The 16,099-nt window shown below is 35.4% G+C and carries 14 protein-coding genes; 9 read left to right on the top strand and 5 right to left on the bottom strand.

The features are described 5' to 3' along the window. Positions 1-321: 321 nt before the first annotated feature. From ACRBBL_RS00860 to ACRBBL_RS00840, 5 genes are all read right to left on the bottom strand, one after another. Entirely contained in the window at positions 322-1,953 is a 1,632-nt protein-coding gene (locus tag ACRBBL_RS00860) for an aryl-sulfate sulfotransferase (RefSeq protein ID WP_431367135.1), read from the bottom strand. Positions 1,954-2,093: 140 nt separating this feature from the next. After that, the gene (locus ACRBBL_RS00855) at positions 2,094-2,999 is read right to left on the bottom strand and encodes a hypothetical protein (protein WP_431367134.1); all 906 of its coding nucleotides are present in this window, start codon (positions 2,997-2,999) and stop codon (positions 2,094-2,096) included. Positions 3,000-3,009: 10 nt separating this feature from the next. Further along, positions 3,010-4,695: a SusD/RagB family nutrient-binding outer membrane lipoprotein gene (locus tag ACRBBL_RS00850; protein ID WP_431367133.1), complete on the bottom strand. Its 1,686-nt coding sequence runs from the start codon at positions 4,693-4,695 to the stop codon at positions 3,010-3,012. Between the two features lie 11 nt (positions 4,696-4,706). Further along, positions 4,707-7,946 carry a SusC/RagA family TonB-linked outer membrane protein gene (locus tag ACRBBL_RS00845; RefSeq protein ID WP_431367132.1) on the bottom strand — a complete coding sequence of 1,080 codons (3,240 nt, stop codon included), beginning with the start codon at positions 7,944-7,946 and terminating at the stop codon, positions 4,707-4,709. A gap of 113 nt (positions 7,947-8,059) precedes the next feature. Then, a complete protein-coding gene (locus ACRBBL_RS00840; protein ID WP_431367131.1) occupies positions 8,060-9,745 on the bottom strand; it encodes a ShlB/FhaC/HecB family hemolysin secretion/activation protein in 1,686 nt (561 codons plus the stop codon). Positions 9,746-9,928: 183 nt separating this feature from the next. Here ACRBBL_RS00840 and rpsL point away from each other — a divergent pair, with 183 nt between their 5' ends. The 9 genes from rpsL (at position 9,929) to rpsS (ending at position 16,095) form a co-directional block, all read left to right on the top strand. After that, positions 9,929-10,303 carry a 30S ribosomal protein S12 gene (gene rpsL, locus ACRBBL_RS00835; RefSeq protein ID WP_007094992.1) on the top strand — a complete coding sequence of 125 codons (375 nt, stop codon included), beginning with the start codon at positions 9,929-9,931 and terminating at the stop codon, positions 10,301-10,303. A gap of 23 nt (positions 10,304-10,326) precedes the next feature. Further along, positions 10,327-10,803: a 30S ribosomal protein S7 gene (gene rpsG, locus ACRBBL_RS00830; protein ID WP_431367130.1), complete on the top strand. Its 477-nt coding sequence runs from the start codon at positions 10,327-10,329 to the stop codon at positions 10,801-10,803. 21 nt (positions 10,804-10,824) lie between these two features. Continuing rightward, positions 10,825-12,957: an elongation factor G gene (fusA, locus tag ACRBBL_RS00825; RefSeq protein ID WP_431367129.1), complete on the top strand. Its 2,133-nt coding sequence runs from the start codon at positions 10,825-10,827 to the stop codon at positions 12,955-12,957. A 10-nt stretch (positions 12,958-12,967) separates the two neighbouring features. After that, positions 12,968-13,273, top strand: coding sequence for a 30S ribosomal protein S10 (rpsJ, locus tag ACRBBL_RS00820; RefSeq protein ID WP_007094989.1), 306 nt, complete (start codon positions 12,968-12,970; stop codon positions 13,271-13,273). Between the two features lie 156 nt (positions 13,274-13,429). Next, entirely contained in the window at positions 13,430-14,047 is a 618-nt protein-coding gene (gene rplC, locus ACRBBL_RS00815) for a 50S ribosomal protein L3 (RefSeq protein ID WP_431367128.1), read from the top strand. After that, positions 14,047-14,676, top strand: a complete 630-nt coding sequence (gene rplD, locus ACRBBL_RS00810; protein ID WP_431367127.1) for a 50S ribosomal protein L4 — start codon at positions 14,047-14,049, stop codon at positions 14,674-14,676. Before rplC ends, rplD begins: the two co-directional genes overlap by 1 nt. Before the next feature lie 8 nt (positions 14,677-14,684). Further along, positions 14,685-14,975: a 50S ribosomal protein L23 gene (rplW, locus tag ACRBBL_RS00805; protein ID WP_431367126.1), complete on the top strand. Its 291-nt coding sequence runs from the start codon at positions 14,685-14,687 to the stop codon at positions 14,973-14,975. Between the two features lie 13 nt (positions 14,976-14,988). Further along, positions 14,989-15,813 (top strand): 50S ribosomal protein L2, encoded by an 825-nt coding sequence (rplB, locus tag ACRBBL_RS00800; RefSeq protein WP_431367125.1) that lies wholly within the window; start codon positions 14,989-14,991, stop codon positions 15,811-15,813. Between the two features lie 3 nt (positions 15,814-15,816). Further along, positions 15,817-16,095, top strand: a complete 279-nt coding sequence (gene rpsS / locus ACRBBL_RS00795) for a 30S ribosomal protein S19 (protein ID WP_072303192.1) — start codon at positions 15,817-15,819, stop codon at positions 16,093-16,095. The last annotated feature ends 4 nt before the right edge of the window (positions 16,096-16,099 follow it).

Below are 16,099 nucleotides of genomic sequence, written 5' to 3'. Positions count from 1 at the left end.
TAATTATATGTTAATAATCCAATTTTTTTTTCTTAAAAATGCTCAGATACACTAAGTTTTTTTTAAAAAATAGGATTATTTTGTTTTGATATAGTAGGGTATAGGTGTAGTAATGAGGGCGATGCGACGGAATAAATGTTGAAATTATCGGTGGAAGATAGTTATGTTAAATAATTTAACGGATTGATAAAATTCTGAACGACAAGTGACTACTTTTGCCTCTTTTTGATGGAATATTAAAAAAACTCAGTAATTCAAGTGCTCTTGAACTACTGAGTTTTTTATAATTAAAAGAAATAAAAAATGAAGTGAATTATTCTTTTATTCTTTTATGATTTTAGAGGTCGATATTTTGTCATTTGCATATACCTTCAATATGTATATACCTGAATTTTGTTCGCTAAGATCAATATTGTTTTTTTGAGTTGAATGTATTAATTGACCAAGCATGGAATAAATTTCAATTTTATCAATAGAAACACTGCTTGTTACTGATATTGAATTTTTTACAGGATTTGGTATAATTTTAAAATCAACAATTTTTGTTTCAGCTGTACTTAAAATGGTGCATCCGTTTAAATCAGGATTTTGTTCTACAGGTGTACCTGGAGTAAGTGTGCGTCCATCAAATGCTGGGTAGTCTGCTGCATATCGTAAAACTCTAAAAGTTAAATTTGGAGAGGCTGTAGAGTCATCTCCTTGCGATAAAATTCCAGTAGGAGTAACGGGATTTATATATTCCCATACAATTTCTTCATCAGGTGTTATTTCAAAAAAGTAACCATCGTCTCCATCGCAAATTAATGTATTTCCATTGGGTAATCGTTGTGCGCTTGATAGGATTCTAGAGTAAAAATCTGTTTCAATAGCTGCCTTGTATGTGTAATCAGTGTTATTTGGACCATACGCTGTTCCAGGAGTATAGCTATAAACTCCTTCAGAATCTTCTGGAGGAGCAATAATATCTATCTGTGATACGCTTGGAGTGCGGATAAAACCATTATTAAATAGTATGATTTTACGTGCGTCTTCTAATCCGTCAGCAATGAAATGTGGGTAATGTTGTCCGAATAATTTTTGATCACTAGCAGTTCCTCTTTTGTATGCCTGTGGATTTCCCCAGCGATATAAAAAATCTCCACCCTTACCGCGATTACCGCCAGAATTGCTTGCAGCTTCGGCTGTTGTAGTGCTATGATCAATAATATATAATTCACTAAGTAGTCTAGAACTAATTACAATCTGATCTAACCTTTCGTCATATTGTATAGAGTTGAAGTGTAGCCAGTTTGCATTTCCAGCAGAGTTGCCTAAAAAGTTTATATCTAGTAATTGAGGGTTGTCTTCAACAGTGCCAAAATTATCTTTAGTTGGGTCTAAATCTTGAATTAAGTGATCTTTTACATTCCATTCCCAAACTACATTTGCGCTATTAGAACCAACTGGTTCTAGCTCTAATATTTGTTCATTGAATAATTTTCCTTGTGCAAGATTACCTGAGGCTCTACCAGCCTGAATTGCTTCAGCTTCAGTCATTGTAGTCACTGCTAACATAAGTATATTGCCATTAGGCATAGGGAAAACGTCATGATGTTGAGATACAGTAGTTGTAGAGTAGGTGTATTCCCAAAGTAAATTACTATCCCAATCAAACAATTCAACTTTGCCACCAACTCCTCCAAAATTTATGTCAGGATTTGATATTCTCCCAGCACGAAGTAAATTTCCGTTTTCTAAAAGATATACGGCATTTCCTGGAGCAACCGTACTCGTCCATTGATTTACAACTTCACCACAGTTATTGATGAGATATGTTTCTGTATGTCCAGCCGGTGCATAAAGAGTATACCCGTTAAAAGTCCCTTGATTGTTGGTAATTGTTCCAACTGTGTTTTGGGCTTTTACGGTGATAAAGCACAGCAGTAAAGTGTATAAAAAGAGTTTACTTTTCATTTGATTTTTCATAGCATTTAATCTTATTTAAATCTAATTCCTAGATTTTAGTCGCGAAAAGTAAAGAATATTAACTTAAAAAAAAACTGCCTTTGAATAAATTTCAAAGGCAGTTTATATTATTTTAAAATCTAATGATTTTACTCATTACATAAGTTTAATGCAATTGGTCCAGCTCCTGAGCCAGCAGTTCCTGTAGCTACAGTACTTCCGCTTGGTCCGTAAACTTGGAAAGACATTTCTCCCCAAAAATCACCATTAAAAGTCCAGTCACCACTTACTCCCGCAGGAATAGTAATAGTTGTAGAACCAGCACTAAGTCCAGTTGTACATGGATATCCAGGTGCTTCGTATGGAGTACAAAGTCCAAGTTCGAATACAGTTCCGTTACTTAATGTAACAGTAATTCCTGCACCACCACCATTACCAGTAGTTGGTTGCCATCCGTCACCATACGAGTCTTGCATGTCAATTACCCAGTCACCAGCAGGTAACGTAGGTGAATCACAAACTACTGTAGATGAGAATGTGTGATCTGCCGATTGGTTATCGAAGTTAGCACTTACATCGGAAAATGTTCCTTGCGGATTAGTTAATGCTAATCTATAATCGAAAGTGTCACCACCTTCTAAATCTGCAGCGTTAATTCCTAAAGCAGCAATGATAGATGCTCCATCATAACTAATGTTTACTTCTGGGTATCCTCCAGTAGCTGAAGCTGTAAAGCTAGAAGCGTCTACTGTTGATAATAAAGCTTCTGGGGCAGTAACATTTTGCCCTGCAATACTAACATATACATCTACTTTAGAGATATCAGTTCCTCCAGCAGGAGAAATTAATTGGTAGTCTTTTGAAAAACTTGAACTACTTGGATCTAATTTGTTAACGTTTGTAGAGCCATTTGTTGTAATTTCTGTAGCAAAAGGCACTCCTGTATTGATTAAATCATCAAAATCAACAGGTAACGTATCGTCATCTTTACAGCTATAAAATGCTAAGCAAATAGCACTTAAAGCTACGATTGTTTTTAAAAATTTATTTTTCATAATTTATTTTTTATTGAATAAATCCAGCAGGATTATTATCCCAAAATACTTGTACAGCAAGTCCAGGTTTTTGAGATATGTTTATGTTTCTATCAACTGTAACATTTGGATACAGGAATGATCTTGGGAATGTACCTGTTCCTAATAATGTAGGTTGTAAGTTTCCTGGTGCACCAGTTCTTCTGTATAAGTTATAACCTTCAACTCCGTTACCGTACATTGCGATCCAGTATTCCTTACCAATAATATTCATTCTTTCAGCATCACTAGTAGCCGCTGCGTATGAAGCCATTACTCCATTTACATAAGTATCTATATCAGCTGCTGTGGCAACGTTTGTAAAATCTCCTGGGTTAGGTAAAAATGAAGTTACTGTAGCCATAGATGATCTGATTCCTTGTTCTAACATTGCAGTATCGCTATCAGCAGTACCTAAGAATAATGCAGCTTCAGCTCTCATAAAATATACGAAAGAATCCATCATAATTGGCCAAATACCAGCACCTTGTAATCCATCATTGTCGTCAATACCATCAGCGTCATTGTCGTCAAAACGACCACCTACAGGATATACTCCGAATGTAGTTCTTTTTGCGTTATCTGGTGGAATTCCTTCTGAGTTAGCATGATCTCTACCCCAATATCCATCTCCTCGTCCAAATAAAGAACAGAAAGGAAGTGGTACTGGTTGCATTGCATCAATTGCTGCATATGTTCCAGGTCTTGGATCATTCCAACAGCTAATTTCATTATCTAATGTTGCTTCATCAGTTGGGAATGCACCTACTTGTCTGTAAGTGTAGTATCTTAATCTTGGATCTTCAGCGCCCTTTTCTTCAGCTAGAGCCCACATTAAGTAATTAGGAATGTATTCACCTGTATTTGCAGCTGAATATTCTTCAACATAGTATGGGTGTCTACTTTGTGGGTTTATTGACGTTCCTGAAGTCCATTTAAAATCTTCTGAACTTGCAGTGATGATATTTCCACCTGTAAGTAGTGCATTGATTCCAGCAGCAGCTCCTGTTGGGTCAATAAGTCTTCTGTTTAAGTGGTATTTTAATTTTAATGAATTAGCAAATTTTGACCAATTAGGCATAGTATTGCTGTTGCCTTCACTGTAATATAAGTCATTAAAACTAGGAGTGTTTCCATCAATACTAGCGAAATCAACTAATGCTTGGTCTAGTTCTGCTAAAGCAGCAGTATATACATCAGCACCAGTGTCTACAGCAGGGAAAACAATTCCATTATTTCCTTGTAATGCTTCTGTATAAGGAACATCACCAAAATAATCAACCAAAGTCATCATTGTGTATGCTTTAATGATTCTAGCAACACCAATATGTCTAAAACTACTAGAATTTGTAGCTACTGGGATTAATAATTCAATCTCATTAAGAATATTAGCATATGCAGTAGTCCACATTCCGCTATTACTAGCATTTGTGTTATTGAAGTTTACGGCATACGTGTCAAACTGATACTCTAAACGTACAGCTTCTGCTCCAGATTCAGTAGCGTCTTCAAAGAATTCGGCAAGCTGAAATTGGATATAATTCAAGTTCGTATTTGCATCCAGTGCATCCGGACTTGGTACGTTTGGATCTACTAGTAAATCTAATTCTGTTGTTTCACAAGAGAAGACAAGTATTAGACCTAGCAACCAAAATAATTTATTACTTTTTATTTTCATTGTTAATTTTTTTAGAAAGTTACTTTTACGCTCATACCGTATCTTCTAGAATTCCAAGAAGTTAAATAGTCAAATCCTTGAGAGTTACCAACACCTAAACTGTTTAATTCAGGATCGTAGTTTACACTCTTAGGAGTGTTGAATGCTCTTACAAATAAGTTTTGACCAGAAACAGTGAACGAAATATTTCCGAATGGTGTTTTGTCTAACCATTTCTTTGGAAGTCTGTAGCTAAGAGAAGCTTCTCTTAATCTAATATGTGTAGCGTCGTAAATTAATACTTCGTCTACTCCAAAACCAATATTGTTAAAGTATGCTTCCGTAGCAGTTGTTTGAATATCGTTTGGTTGTCCTGTAGATTGACGTACACCTGGTAATACAATACTTTGTGTTCTGTCGAAATCTGTATCTTCAACAAGTCCTCTACCTACTAAGGCGCCAACTGTTGTAGCATAAATATCTCCACCTTGTTGGTATTCCCATTGCATGTTAACAGACCAGTTTTTCCATGTGATTCCTGTGTTTACTGTTGAGAACCAATCTGGGTTAGGATCTCCAATAATACCATTTGCAGGATCTTGAATCCAATATCCATTTTCATCAACTAAACGATTTCCATTTGCATCTCTAGCAATTTGTCCACCAACAATAACACCTAAAGGTTGATCATTAATAGCTGCATTCGCTGGAGTAGAGAAGATACCTCCGTAAAGGATTTGCTCTCCATCATCAAGACCTCTTACAACACTTTCGTTTTGTGTGAAACTTCCAGAAAGTTTAAGTTCAAAGTCTTCTGTTCTAATAGGAGTTGCGTCAAATGAAATTTCAAAACCTTCGTTAATTACATTACCAATGTTTGTAAATGTACTAGTGTATCCTGTTTCAGGAGCCAAAGGTCTTTGAATAATTTGATCTTCTGTATCTCTGTTATAATATGTAAAATCAATTCCTAATCTATTATCTAAGAATCTTGCTTCAAGCCCAACCTCAAACTCTTTAGAAAGTTCTGGTTTTAAATCTGGGTTTGGTAAGAAGTTAGGAATACTTGTTGTAGTTGTTGAGTTTCCTCCAGCAGTTTGGAAAATGTTTGGTACTAAAGAAATAACTCCTCTAGTGTTATATGGACCAGGGAAACCAGGTGATGTACCGTAACCAGCTCTTAATTTTAAGAAGTTTAATCCATTAGTTGAACGTAATCCTTCAAAAGCAGATGTTGGAACAAATGATACACTTACCCCAGGAGAGAATTGTGATCTGTTCTCTTGCTCTAATGTAGAATTCCACTCATTTCTTAAAGAAGTATTTAAGTATAAATAGTTTTTGTAAGAAAGTGTACCAGAAACATATGCAGCTACGTTATTTTGTTCGCTAAATGTTTGGTATGTTTGATTGTTATCAGCGAAAACTGTTCCTTCAATAATAGTACTTGAATTACTAAAGTTTAAGTGATTCCAAAGACCATAAATAATTTGATCTCTACTTTCAGAACCATCACGTTCAAAAACTTGACGCTTAGTTGTAGCACCAACAGTTGCTTGGATAGCAAAGTCTTCAGAAAGCTCTTTGTCGAAAGAAGCTAATAAAGATTGATCCCAAATAGTAAATCTCTCAGAAGTTGTCTGTAAATATCCATTTGGATGTAAACCATCATTAGATCCTTTGTTAATTACACGTCTAGATCTAGAGTTTTGACTGTCAATACCTAAACGGTAGCTAAGATTTAACCAATCTGCTGCTTCATAAGAAGCTACAAAGTTAGTAAATACACGGTCAGTACTTTGCTTGTCTTGTGTATTGTTTAATACCCAAACCGGGTTTGTACGGTCATTACCACCTCTATACCAAATACTTTCTCCTGTAATTGGGTGTTGATTAGGTAAAGTAATATCTACACTTCGTGGTAAATAAAGAATGTTCCATACAGAAGCAATACCTCCAGTACCTGCAGTAGATGATGTTACATCACTACCAGTAGAGGCATCTGTAAATGGGCTTCTAATATCTGTTTTTGCTAAACTAATTTTACCTGATAAAGTAAATTTGTTTGACATTTTGTAAGTTCCACCAACAGAGAAGTTATCTCTTCGTAAACTGTTGTTAGGAATAAATGATTCGTCATCAACATGTGCATAAGAGGAATTAAAACTTCCTTTGTCTCCAAAAGAACCAGAAACATTCACAGAAGTACTAGCAATAGTACCAGTTCTAAAATATGCTTCCTGGCTATCGTAAGCTCTATAAGTTACATTTGGATTGTCTAACTCAGGTCTGTTAGGAAATAAAACTGATGGTTCAACACCAAAGTTATTTCTAATAGATGTTCTAAATGCATTGTCAATAGTTGCTTGACTGTCAAAACGTGCTCCCCAGTTACTGAAGAATGCTCCGTATACATTTTGGAAACCATTACCCCAAGTATTTTGGTAATCTGGTAAAATAATACTGTTGAAGAAAATAGACTGGTTTACAGTAACTTCCATTTTCTTGTTAGCGTCTTTTCCACTTTTTGTAGTAATTAAGATTACACCATTACGTCCTTCACCACCATATAATGCAGTTGCACTTAAACCTTTTAAGATACTTACACTTTCAATGTTGTTAGGATCGATATCAGCAAATCTACTTGCTACGTTACCAGATTGGAAAGCTCCTGAGCTTGCAGATTGGTTTGCTCCACCTGAAGATCCATCAAATGGTACACCATCCACAATGAATAACGGTTGGTTTCCACCTGTAATAGAAGACTGCCCTCTAATAATGATGTTAGAACCACTACCAGAAACACCTCCAGAACCAGTAATTCTTACACCGGATGCTTTACCACGTAATATCTTACCGATGTCAGTGTCTGCTTTTTGCTCTAAGTCTTTACTTTCAACCGTAGTTACGGCATAACCTAAAGCTTTCTTTTCTTTTTTAATACCCTGTGCGGTAATAATTACTTCTTCTAGTTGGTTGTCAGGTTCTAAAGAAGCGTTGATTGTGCTAGCTGCACCAACTTTAACTTCTTTTAGTTTATAACCAACATAACTAAATACAAGTGTTTGTCCCTGATTTGCTTTGATGCTATAGTTACCATCAAAATCAGTAGTTGTACCTGAATTAGTTTCTTTAACGACTACGCTGGCCGCGGGTAGCGGGATTCCAGATTCGTCGGAAACAGTACCTTTGACTGTTTTTTCTTGTGCAAGCGCAAGCTGCACCATTAACGCCAGCAAAAGCGTCAACATTCCATTAAACTTTGTTCTCATTGTGTTAATTATTTGAATTAGCTATTCCAAAAATCCTAATAATATGTTAATATTCCTATTTTTTTAAGGAAAAAAGTGACTGGTTCTTTGGAAAAGCACCGCAAAGAGTGATGTTAAAAGGAGGTTGATAAGCTTATATGCACCTTAGATTCAGATAGTTTAATGGTAGAATTGTTAGTTTTTCCGACAGCATAATTAATTTTTAAAAGCCCTGATTTTGATCGTATTCCAAGTCCGAAGCCAAAACCGTATAATTTTACATCAGTTTGAGTTAGGTCGTCCTGTAGGTAGGTGAAGTCTATTATAGAATGGACATAGGAGTTTCGTGAAAGAATATATCTATACTCAGTATTAATTGTACTATATAATGTAGCTTCTAAGCTATTTTCGTTAAACCCTCTGATGGATTGAATTCCTCCTAAACGAAATTTTTCATTAGTTAGGTACTGATCGGATATCAATGCTTCAGAAGTGTTGTTTATGTAAATGAAGTTTCTGTCATTCAATTCCCATAAATAATTTCCAGTGAACGAAAATTTTGTTTGCTCGTTCTTTTCTGCATTATTTTTTCGAGTCCCAATTTGTGCTTCAAAATTTGCAAAAACTTTGTTAGGGAAAATACTGTAGTTGTTATTTCTTTTAGAGAAAGTATAACCTGCGGTAGTAAAAAAACTTTTGTAATCGTCAATATTGGTGTTTGTGTTGTCTTCTAAAAGGTTGTTTGATTCTGTTTGTAAAATTCCTGCGTGGACTTGGTTGTTTTGATTAATTTGGTAAAATGCGTTCAGTTTTGTGTTGACGATGTTGAAAAGAGAGTCACGTCGAAAAATATCCAGTCCAGCATTTATGCCAACTGGTGAATTGAATATATAGGGAATCTTTAAATCTGCTAAAAATTTAGTTTGCCCGTTTCCATCATTTTTCCATAAAATAGTAAACTGTTCGCCTGCATTTAAGTTGTTTGTTAGTTTTAAGTCGAGATAACCATTTAATTTTAAATTTCCTGTGTCTTCATCTGTGTTAAAACCTAAAAAACCATCAAAAAAATTACTCTTTACTTTTTCAATGTATATATATAAGGTTGTGGAGTCTTTTGTGAATAGTAATTCGGGATCTTTTATTTGACGAGCAAAAGAGAGTTGATCAATTTGTTTGGTCTTCGTGGTAATCTCTTCTTTGTTGAAAATTTTAGAGGTGAGTTGTAAATAGTGCTTTGTGTATGATTTAGGGAATTTTTCATATCCTTTAATAATGATTTTATCTAAACGCCTCTTTTCGGTTACTTTAATGTCAAGATCAGCTGTAATTGTAGGTTTGTTCTTTTTGATGTTTGTGAGTTGAACTTCTGCGAAAGGATTTCCGTTGTTTTGAAAATTTTCTACAACAGCTTCTAGAAAAGGTGTTAAATCTTCGGGAGTAATGATGAATGTAGTTTCAGTAAATTTTAAATTAAAACCTTTTAAGAGACTTTCGTCTAATTTCTCTCTGTTATAATTAATATGTAGGGAAGTGTATTTTGTATTAAGCTTGAAAGTGCTCTGATAAATAGAATCGTTTACTTTTTCAAGTTTAGAATAAGAAGCGTCAAAATAGCCAATCCTAAAAAAAGCTTTTTGTAGTGAGGTTAGTTCATCTATAATAGATTTTATATTTTCGTGCGATTTTTTATAGTTCGTAGCATTGATAATTTGCTCCTCATTACTGGTGTTGCTATTAATTTGTAATGTTTGTCCATTGACAAAAAGAGAACAAAGAAAAGCAAGGGAGAAAAAGAAAATATGTAGTGTTGTTTTTTTCAATCTAAAAAATGAATTCGATCATGTGTCAAAATAACGTAAAAAAACAGGAATTAATATGCGGAAACACTTGAAAAAATTAATCTTATTGAAAATTAAGTTATTAAGATTTGAATTATAAGAAAAAAAACATACCTTTGCCGCCCTCAAAAGAGGGTTTTTAATATAAAATTATATCTATAATAGATGCCAACAATTTCACAATTAGTAAGAAAAGGAAGAGCCAAAATAACTAAGAAGAGTAAATCGGCTGCTTTAGATTCTTGTCCTCAGAGACGTGGAGTTTGTACGCGTGTATACACGACAACACCGAAAAAACCGAATTCAGCAATGCGTAAAGTTGCAAGGGTTCGTTTGACAAACGGTAATGAAGTGAATGCTTACATTCCAGGAGAAGGGCACAATCTGCAAGAGCACTCGATAGTATTAGTTAGAGGTGGAAGGGTAAAAGATTTACCAGGAGTTAGATATCACATTGTTCGTGGAGCTTTAGACACCGCTGGTGTAGAAGGAAGAACACAACGTAGATCTAAGTACGGTGCTAAACGCCCAAAGAAGTAATTAAAAACTTTTAATGTAAAGACATGAGAAAAAGAAAGGCGAAAAAAAGACCTCTTTTACCGGATCCAAGATTTAATGATCAATTGGTAACACGTTTTGTGAACAACTTAATGTGGGACGGTAAGAAGTCAGTAGCATTCAAAATTTTCTATGATGCAATGGATATTGTAGAAAGTAAGAAAACAGATGACGAAAAAACAGCTTTAGAATTATGGAAAGACGCATTATCTAATGTAATGCCGCATGTAGAAGTTCGCTCTCGTAGAGTAGGTGGAGCTACATTTCAAATTCCAATGCAAATTAGACCAGATAGAAAAGTATCTATGGCTATGAAGTGGTTGATTAGTTATTCTCGTAAGAGAAATGAGAAGTCAATGGCTTTAAAATTAGCTTCTGAAGTATTAGCAGCTGCAAAAGAAGAAGGTGCAGCAGTTAAGAAAAGAGTGGATACGCACAAGATGGCTGAGGCAAATAAAGCATTCTCACATTTTAGATTTTAATCATACACAACTATTATAAAAATGGCTAGAGATTTAAAATATACTAGAAATATTGGTATTGCTGCGCATATTGATGCTGGTAAAACTACTACGACTGAACGTGTATTATATTATACAGGTGTAAGTCATAAAATTGGAGAAGTGCATGATGGTGCTGCTACAATGGACTGGATGGAGCAAGAACAAGAGCGTGGTATTACAATTACGTCTGCTGCAACTACATGTACATGGCAGTTTCCAACTGAAAACGGAAAGCCAACTGATGATGCAAAAGGATATCACTTTAATATTATTGATACTCCAGGTCACGTTGATTTTACAGTAGAGGTAAACCGTTCATTACGTGTATTAGATGGTTTAGTATTCTTGTTTAGTGCGGTTGATGGTGTTGAGCCACAATCTGAAACTAACTGGAGGCTTGCTGATAACTACAAAGTGCCAAGAATTGGGTTTGTAAACAAAATGGACCGTCAAGGATCTAATTTTGCAATGGTTTGTACTCAGGTAAAGGAAATGTTAGGTTCTAATGCCGTTCAAATCGTTTTACCAATTGGAGATGAAATGGACTTTAAAGGTATTGTTGACTTAGTGAAAAACCGTGCTATCGTATGGCATGATGAAACACAAGGAGCTACTTTTGATGTTATTGATATTCCAGAAGAATTACAAGAAGAGGCTGCTGAAGCACGTGCGCATTTAATTGAGGAAGTTGCAAGTTATGACGAGAACTTACTAGAGAAGTTCATGGAAGATGAAAACTCAATTACTGAAGAAGAAATTCACGCTGCATTAAGAGCTGCTGTAATGGACATGGCAATCATTCCTATGATTTGTGGTTCTGCATTTAAAAACAAAGGAGTACAATTCTTGTTAGATGCAGTTTGTCGTTACTTACCTTCTCCGTTAGATAAAGAAGATATTAAAGGAACTGATCCTGATACAGGTGATGTGATTACACGTAAGCCAGATGTAAAAGATCCTTTCTCTGCATTAGCATTTAAGATTGCTACTGATCCTTTTGTAGGTCGTTTAGCATTCTTCCGTGCATATTCAGGAAGATTAGACGCAGGTTCTTATGTGTTGAATAATCGTTCTGGTAAAAAAGAACGTATTTCTCGTATCTATCAAATGCATTCTAATAAGCAAAATGCAATCGAATATATCGAGGCTGGAGATATTGGAGCCGCTGTAGGTTTTAAAAGTATTAAAACTGGAGATACGCTTTCAGATGAAAAAAATCCTATCGTTTTAGAGTCTATGGACTTCCCTGATCCAGTAATTGGTATCGCGGTTGAGCCTAAGACAAAAGCGGATGTTGATAAATTAGGTATCGCTTTAGGTAAATTAGCTGAGGAAGATCCTACATTTACAGTAAAAACAGACGAAGCTTCAGGACAAACTATTATCTCAGGAATGGGAGAGCTTCACTTAGATATTATTGTTGACCGTTTAAGACGTGAGTTTAAGGTTGAAGTAAATCAAGGTGAGCCACAAGTAGAATACAAAGAAGCATTAACGAAATTAGCACAGCACAGAGAAACTTACAAAAAGCAATCTGGTGGACGTGGTAAGTTTGGAGATATCGTTTTTGAAATGAGTCCAGTGGATGAAGATTTCGAAGGAACAGGATTGCAATTTGTTGATCAAATTAAAGGTGGTCGTATTCCGAAAGAATTTATTCCTTCAGTTGAAAAAGGATTTGCAACAGCAATGTTAAATGGACCTTTAGCAGGATTCGAAATGGATTCTATGAAGATCGTTTTAAAGGATGGATCTTTCCACCCTGTAGATTCGGATGCATTATCATTTGAATTGGCAGCAAAAATGGGTTACAAGTCAGCGGCGAAAGCAGCAGGAGCTAAAATCCTTGAGCCAATCATGAAATTAGAAGTATTAACTCCAGAAGAAAACATGGGAGATATTGTAGGTGACTTAAACCGTCGTCGTGGACAAGTATCTGACATGTCTGATAGAGCTGGTTCTAAAGTTGTAAAAGCTACAGTTCCATTATCTGAAATGTTTGGTTATGTTACTTCATTAAGAACATTATCATCTGGTAGAGCAACTTCTACAATGGAATTCTCTCATTATGCAGAAACTCCTTCTAATATTTCTGAAGAAGTAATTGCGAAATCTAAAGGTGTAACTGCTTAAAACTAAGAAAATGAGTCAAAAAATCAGAATAAAATTAAAATCATACGATCATAACTTAGTTGACAAGTCAGCTGAGAAAATCGTAAAAACAGTAAAAACTACAGGTGCTGTTGTAACTGGACCAATTCCATTACCAACACACAAAAAAATCTTTACTGTATTACGTTCTCCACACGTAAACAAGAAGTCAAGAGAGCAGTTTCAATTAAGTTCTTACAAGAGACTATTAGATATCTATAGTTCTTCTTCAAAGACAATTGATGCGCTTATGAAACTTGAATTGCCTAGTGGTGTTGAAGTAGAGATCAAAGTGTGATCATAAAAAAACTAAAAGGGAATCTTTTGGTAACATGTCCGGAGCGTTTCGCAAAGGAAAAATGGAAAAATACATCAAACAGGGTTGAAGTATTTGACCCTGTTTTTTTTAAAGCTCTAAAAATAGAGCAAATAATAATTAATTAAATTAATAAATATGTCTGGGTTAATCGGAAAAAAAATCGGCATGACTAGCATCTTTGACGAGAATGGAAAAAATATTCCATGTACAGTTATTGAAGCAGGTCCATGTGTCGTTACCCAAGTCAGAACCAATGAGGTTGACGGGTATGAAGCTCTTCAACTTGGTTTCGATGACAAGGCAGAAAAACGTGCTTCTAAAGCGGCTAATGGTCACTTTAAAAAAGCAGGGACTTCGCCTAAATATAAAGTTGTTGAATTCCAGGGATTTGAAGGAGAGTATAATTTAGGAGACAGTATCACTGTAGATCACTTTGAAGAAGGTGAATTTGTAGATGTTGCTGGAACTTCTAAAGGTAAAGGTTTTCAAGGTGTTGTTAAGCGTCACGGTTTTGCCGGGGTTGGACAAGCAACGCATGGTCAACACAACCGTCTTAGAGCACCAGGTTCTATTGGAGCTGCATCTTACCCTGCGCGTGTATTCAAAGGAATGCGTATGGCAGGAAGAATGGGTGGAGAAAAAGTGAAAGTTCAAAATTTAAGAGTTTTAAAAGTTGTTCCTGAGAAGAACTTGATAGTTGTCAAAGGATGCGTTCCTGGACACAAAAACGCTTATGTAATCGTTCAGAAGTAATGGAAGTAGCAGTTTTAGATATAAACGGAAAAGAAACAGGTAGAAAGGCAAACCTTTCTGATGCTGTTTTTGCTATTGAGCCTAATGATCATGCAGTATACTTAGATGTGAAGCAATATCTTGCTAATCAAAGACAAGGAACGCATAAGGCTAAAGAAAGAGCTGAAATCGTTGGTAGTACTCGTAAGATTAAAAAACAAAAGGGTACAGGTACCGCGAGAGCAGGTAGTATTAAAAATCCATTGTTTAAAGGTGGAGGTAGAGTTTTTGGTCCTAGACCGAGAAGTTATTCTCAAAAATTAAACAAAAATGTAAAGAGATTGGCTAGAAAATCAGCTCTTACATTGAAGGCAAAAAGCGAGTCAATTATCGTAATTGAGGACTTTAATTTTGACGCTCCTAAGACTAAAAATTTCATCAATGTATTGAAGGCTTTAGGGTTAGATAGTAAAAAATCGCTATTTGTGTTGGGTGATTCAAATAATAATGTATATTTGTCGTCACGTAATTTGAAAACCTCTGAGGTTCTAAATAGTTCAGAATTAAGCACTTACAAAATTGTTAATGCAAATAGCATAGTTCTATTTGAAGGTGCATTAGAGGGAATTGAGTCAAACTTAAGTAAATAAGAAACCAAATGAGCATCTTAATTAAACCAGTTGTAACTGAAAAAGCTACTGCTGATAGTGAATTAAATAATCGTTACACTTTCTTAGTGAATGTAAAAGCTAACAAAGTAGAGATTAAGAAAGTTATAGAGGCTACTTATGGGGTTTCTGTAGAGAAGGTTCGTACAATGAATTACGGACCAGATAGAAAAGTACGTTACACCAAGACTGGTATGCAGCATGGTAAAACTAACGCAACAAAGAAAGCGGTAGTTGATGTAGCGGAAGGAGATATTATTGATTTTTATAGCAATATATAAGTAAAGACAAAAAATGTCAGTAAGAAAATTAAAACCAATTACACCAGCTCAGCGTTTTAGAGTAGTTAATGGATTCGATGCCATTACTACTGATAAGCCGGAAAAGAGTTTACTTGCACCGAAAAAGAGGTCTGGTGGTAGAAACAATCAAGGTAAAATGACCATGCGTTACATCGGAGGTGGTCATAAGAGAAGATACCGTATTATCGATTTTAAAAGAGATAGAAAAGATGTTTCTGCAGAAGTGAAAACTATTGAGTACGATCCAAATAGAACTGCTTTTATCGCATTAGTTCAGTATACTGATGGGGAAAAGCGTTATATCATCGCTCAAAATGGATTAAAAGTAGGTCAAACTGTTGTTTCAGGAGAGAAAGTTGCTCCAGAAATCGGTAACACTATGCCTTTAAGTAATATTCCTTTAGGAACTATTGTTTCTTGTGTAGAATTGCGTCCAGGTCAAGGAGCTGTTATGGCTCGTAGTGCTGGTGCTTTTGCTCAGCTAATGGCTCGTGATGGAAAATACGCTACTATCAAATTGCCTTCTGGTGAAACAAGAATGGTAATGGCAAATTGTTTAGCGACAATCGGTGCTATTTCTAATTCAGATCATCAGTTACTAGTATCTGGTAAAGCAGGTAGAGGTAGATGGTTAGGTAGAAGACCAAGAACTAGACCAGTAGTAATGAACCCTGTTGATCACCCAATGGGTGGTGGAGAAGGTAAATCTTCTGGAGGACATCCAAGATCAAGAAATGGAATTCCAGCTAAAGGATACCGTACAAGATCTAAGACGAAAGCGAGTAATAAATATATCATAGAACGTAGAAAGAAATAAGACATGGCTAGATCATTAAAAAAAGGACCTTACGTTCACTATAGTTTAGATAAAAAAGTTCAACAAAATGTTGAGTCAGGAAAGAAAGCTGTGATCAAAACTTGGTCAAGAGCATCTATGATTACTCCAGATTTCGTTGGACAGACTATCGCTGTTCATAACGGTCGTCAGTTTGTTCCTGTATATGTTACAGAAAACATGGTAGGGCATAAGTTAGGAGAATTTTCACCAACAAGATCATTTAGAGGTCATGCCGGTGCTAAAAATAAAGGAAAAAAATAATAAG

The organism is Kordia sp. (assembly GCF_050633145.1).
Lineage (GTDB): Bacteria > Bacteroidota > Bacteroidia > Flavobacteriales > Flavobacteriaceae > Kordia.
This window is presented reverse-complemented; position numbering and strand designations above follow the sequence as displayed.

Bases quoted from the DNA above. Each gene is read 5' to 3' on its own strand.
- rpsL (WP_007094992.1), top strand. From the start codon at position 9,929: ATGCCAACAATTTCACAATTAGTAAGAAAAGGAAGAGCCAAAATAACT.
- rpsS (WP_072303192.1), top strand. From the start codon at position 15,817: ATGGCTAGATCATTAAAAAAAGGACCTTACGTTCACTATAGTTTAGAT.
- rplW (WP_431367126.1), top strand. From the start codon at position 14,685: ATGAGCATCTTAATTAAACCAGTTGTAACTGAAAAAGCTACTGCTGAT.
- ACRBBL_RS00850 (WP_431367133.1), bottom strand. From the start codon at position 4,695: ATGAAAATAAAAAGTAATAAATTATTTTGGTTGCTAGGTCTAATACTT.
- rpsG (WP_431367130.1), top strand. From the start codon at position 10,327: ATGAGAAAAAGAAAGGCGAAAAAAAGACCTCTTTTACCGGATCCAAGA.
- rplC (WP_431367128.1), top strand. From the start codon at position 13,430: ATGTCTGGGTTAATCGGAAAAAAAATCGGCATGACTAGCATCTTTGAC.
- rpsJ (WP_007094989.1), top strand. From the start codon at position 12,968: ATGAGTCAAAAAATCAGAATAAAATTAAAATCATACGATCATAACTTA.
- rplD (WP_431367127.1), top strand. From the start codon at position 14,047: ATGGAAGTAGCAGTTTTAGATATAAACGGAAAAGAAACAGGTAGAAAG.
- ACRBBL_RS00845 (WP_431367132.1), bottom strand. From the start codon at position 7,946: ATGAGAACAAAGTTTAATGGAATGTTGACGCTTTTGCTGGCGTTAATG.
- ACRBBL_RS00860 (WP_431367135.1), bottom strand. From the start codon at position 1,953: ATGAAAAGTAAACTCTTTTTATACACTTTACTGCTGTGCTTTATCACC.
- rplB (WP_431367125.1), top strand. From the start codon at position 14,989: ATGTCAGTAAGAAAATTAAAACCAATTACACCAGCTCAGCGTTTTAGA.
- ACRBBL_RS00855 (WP_431367134.1), bottom strand. From the start codon at position 2,999: ATGAAAAATAAATTTTTAAAAACAATCGTAGCTTTAAGTGCTATTTGC.
- fusA (WP_431367129.1), top strand. From the start codon at position 10,825: ATGGCTAGAGATTTAAAATATACTAGAAATATTGGTATTGCTGCGCAT.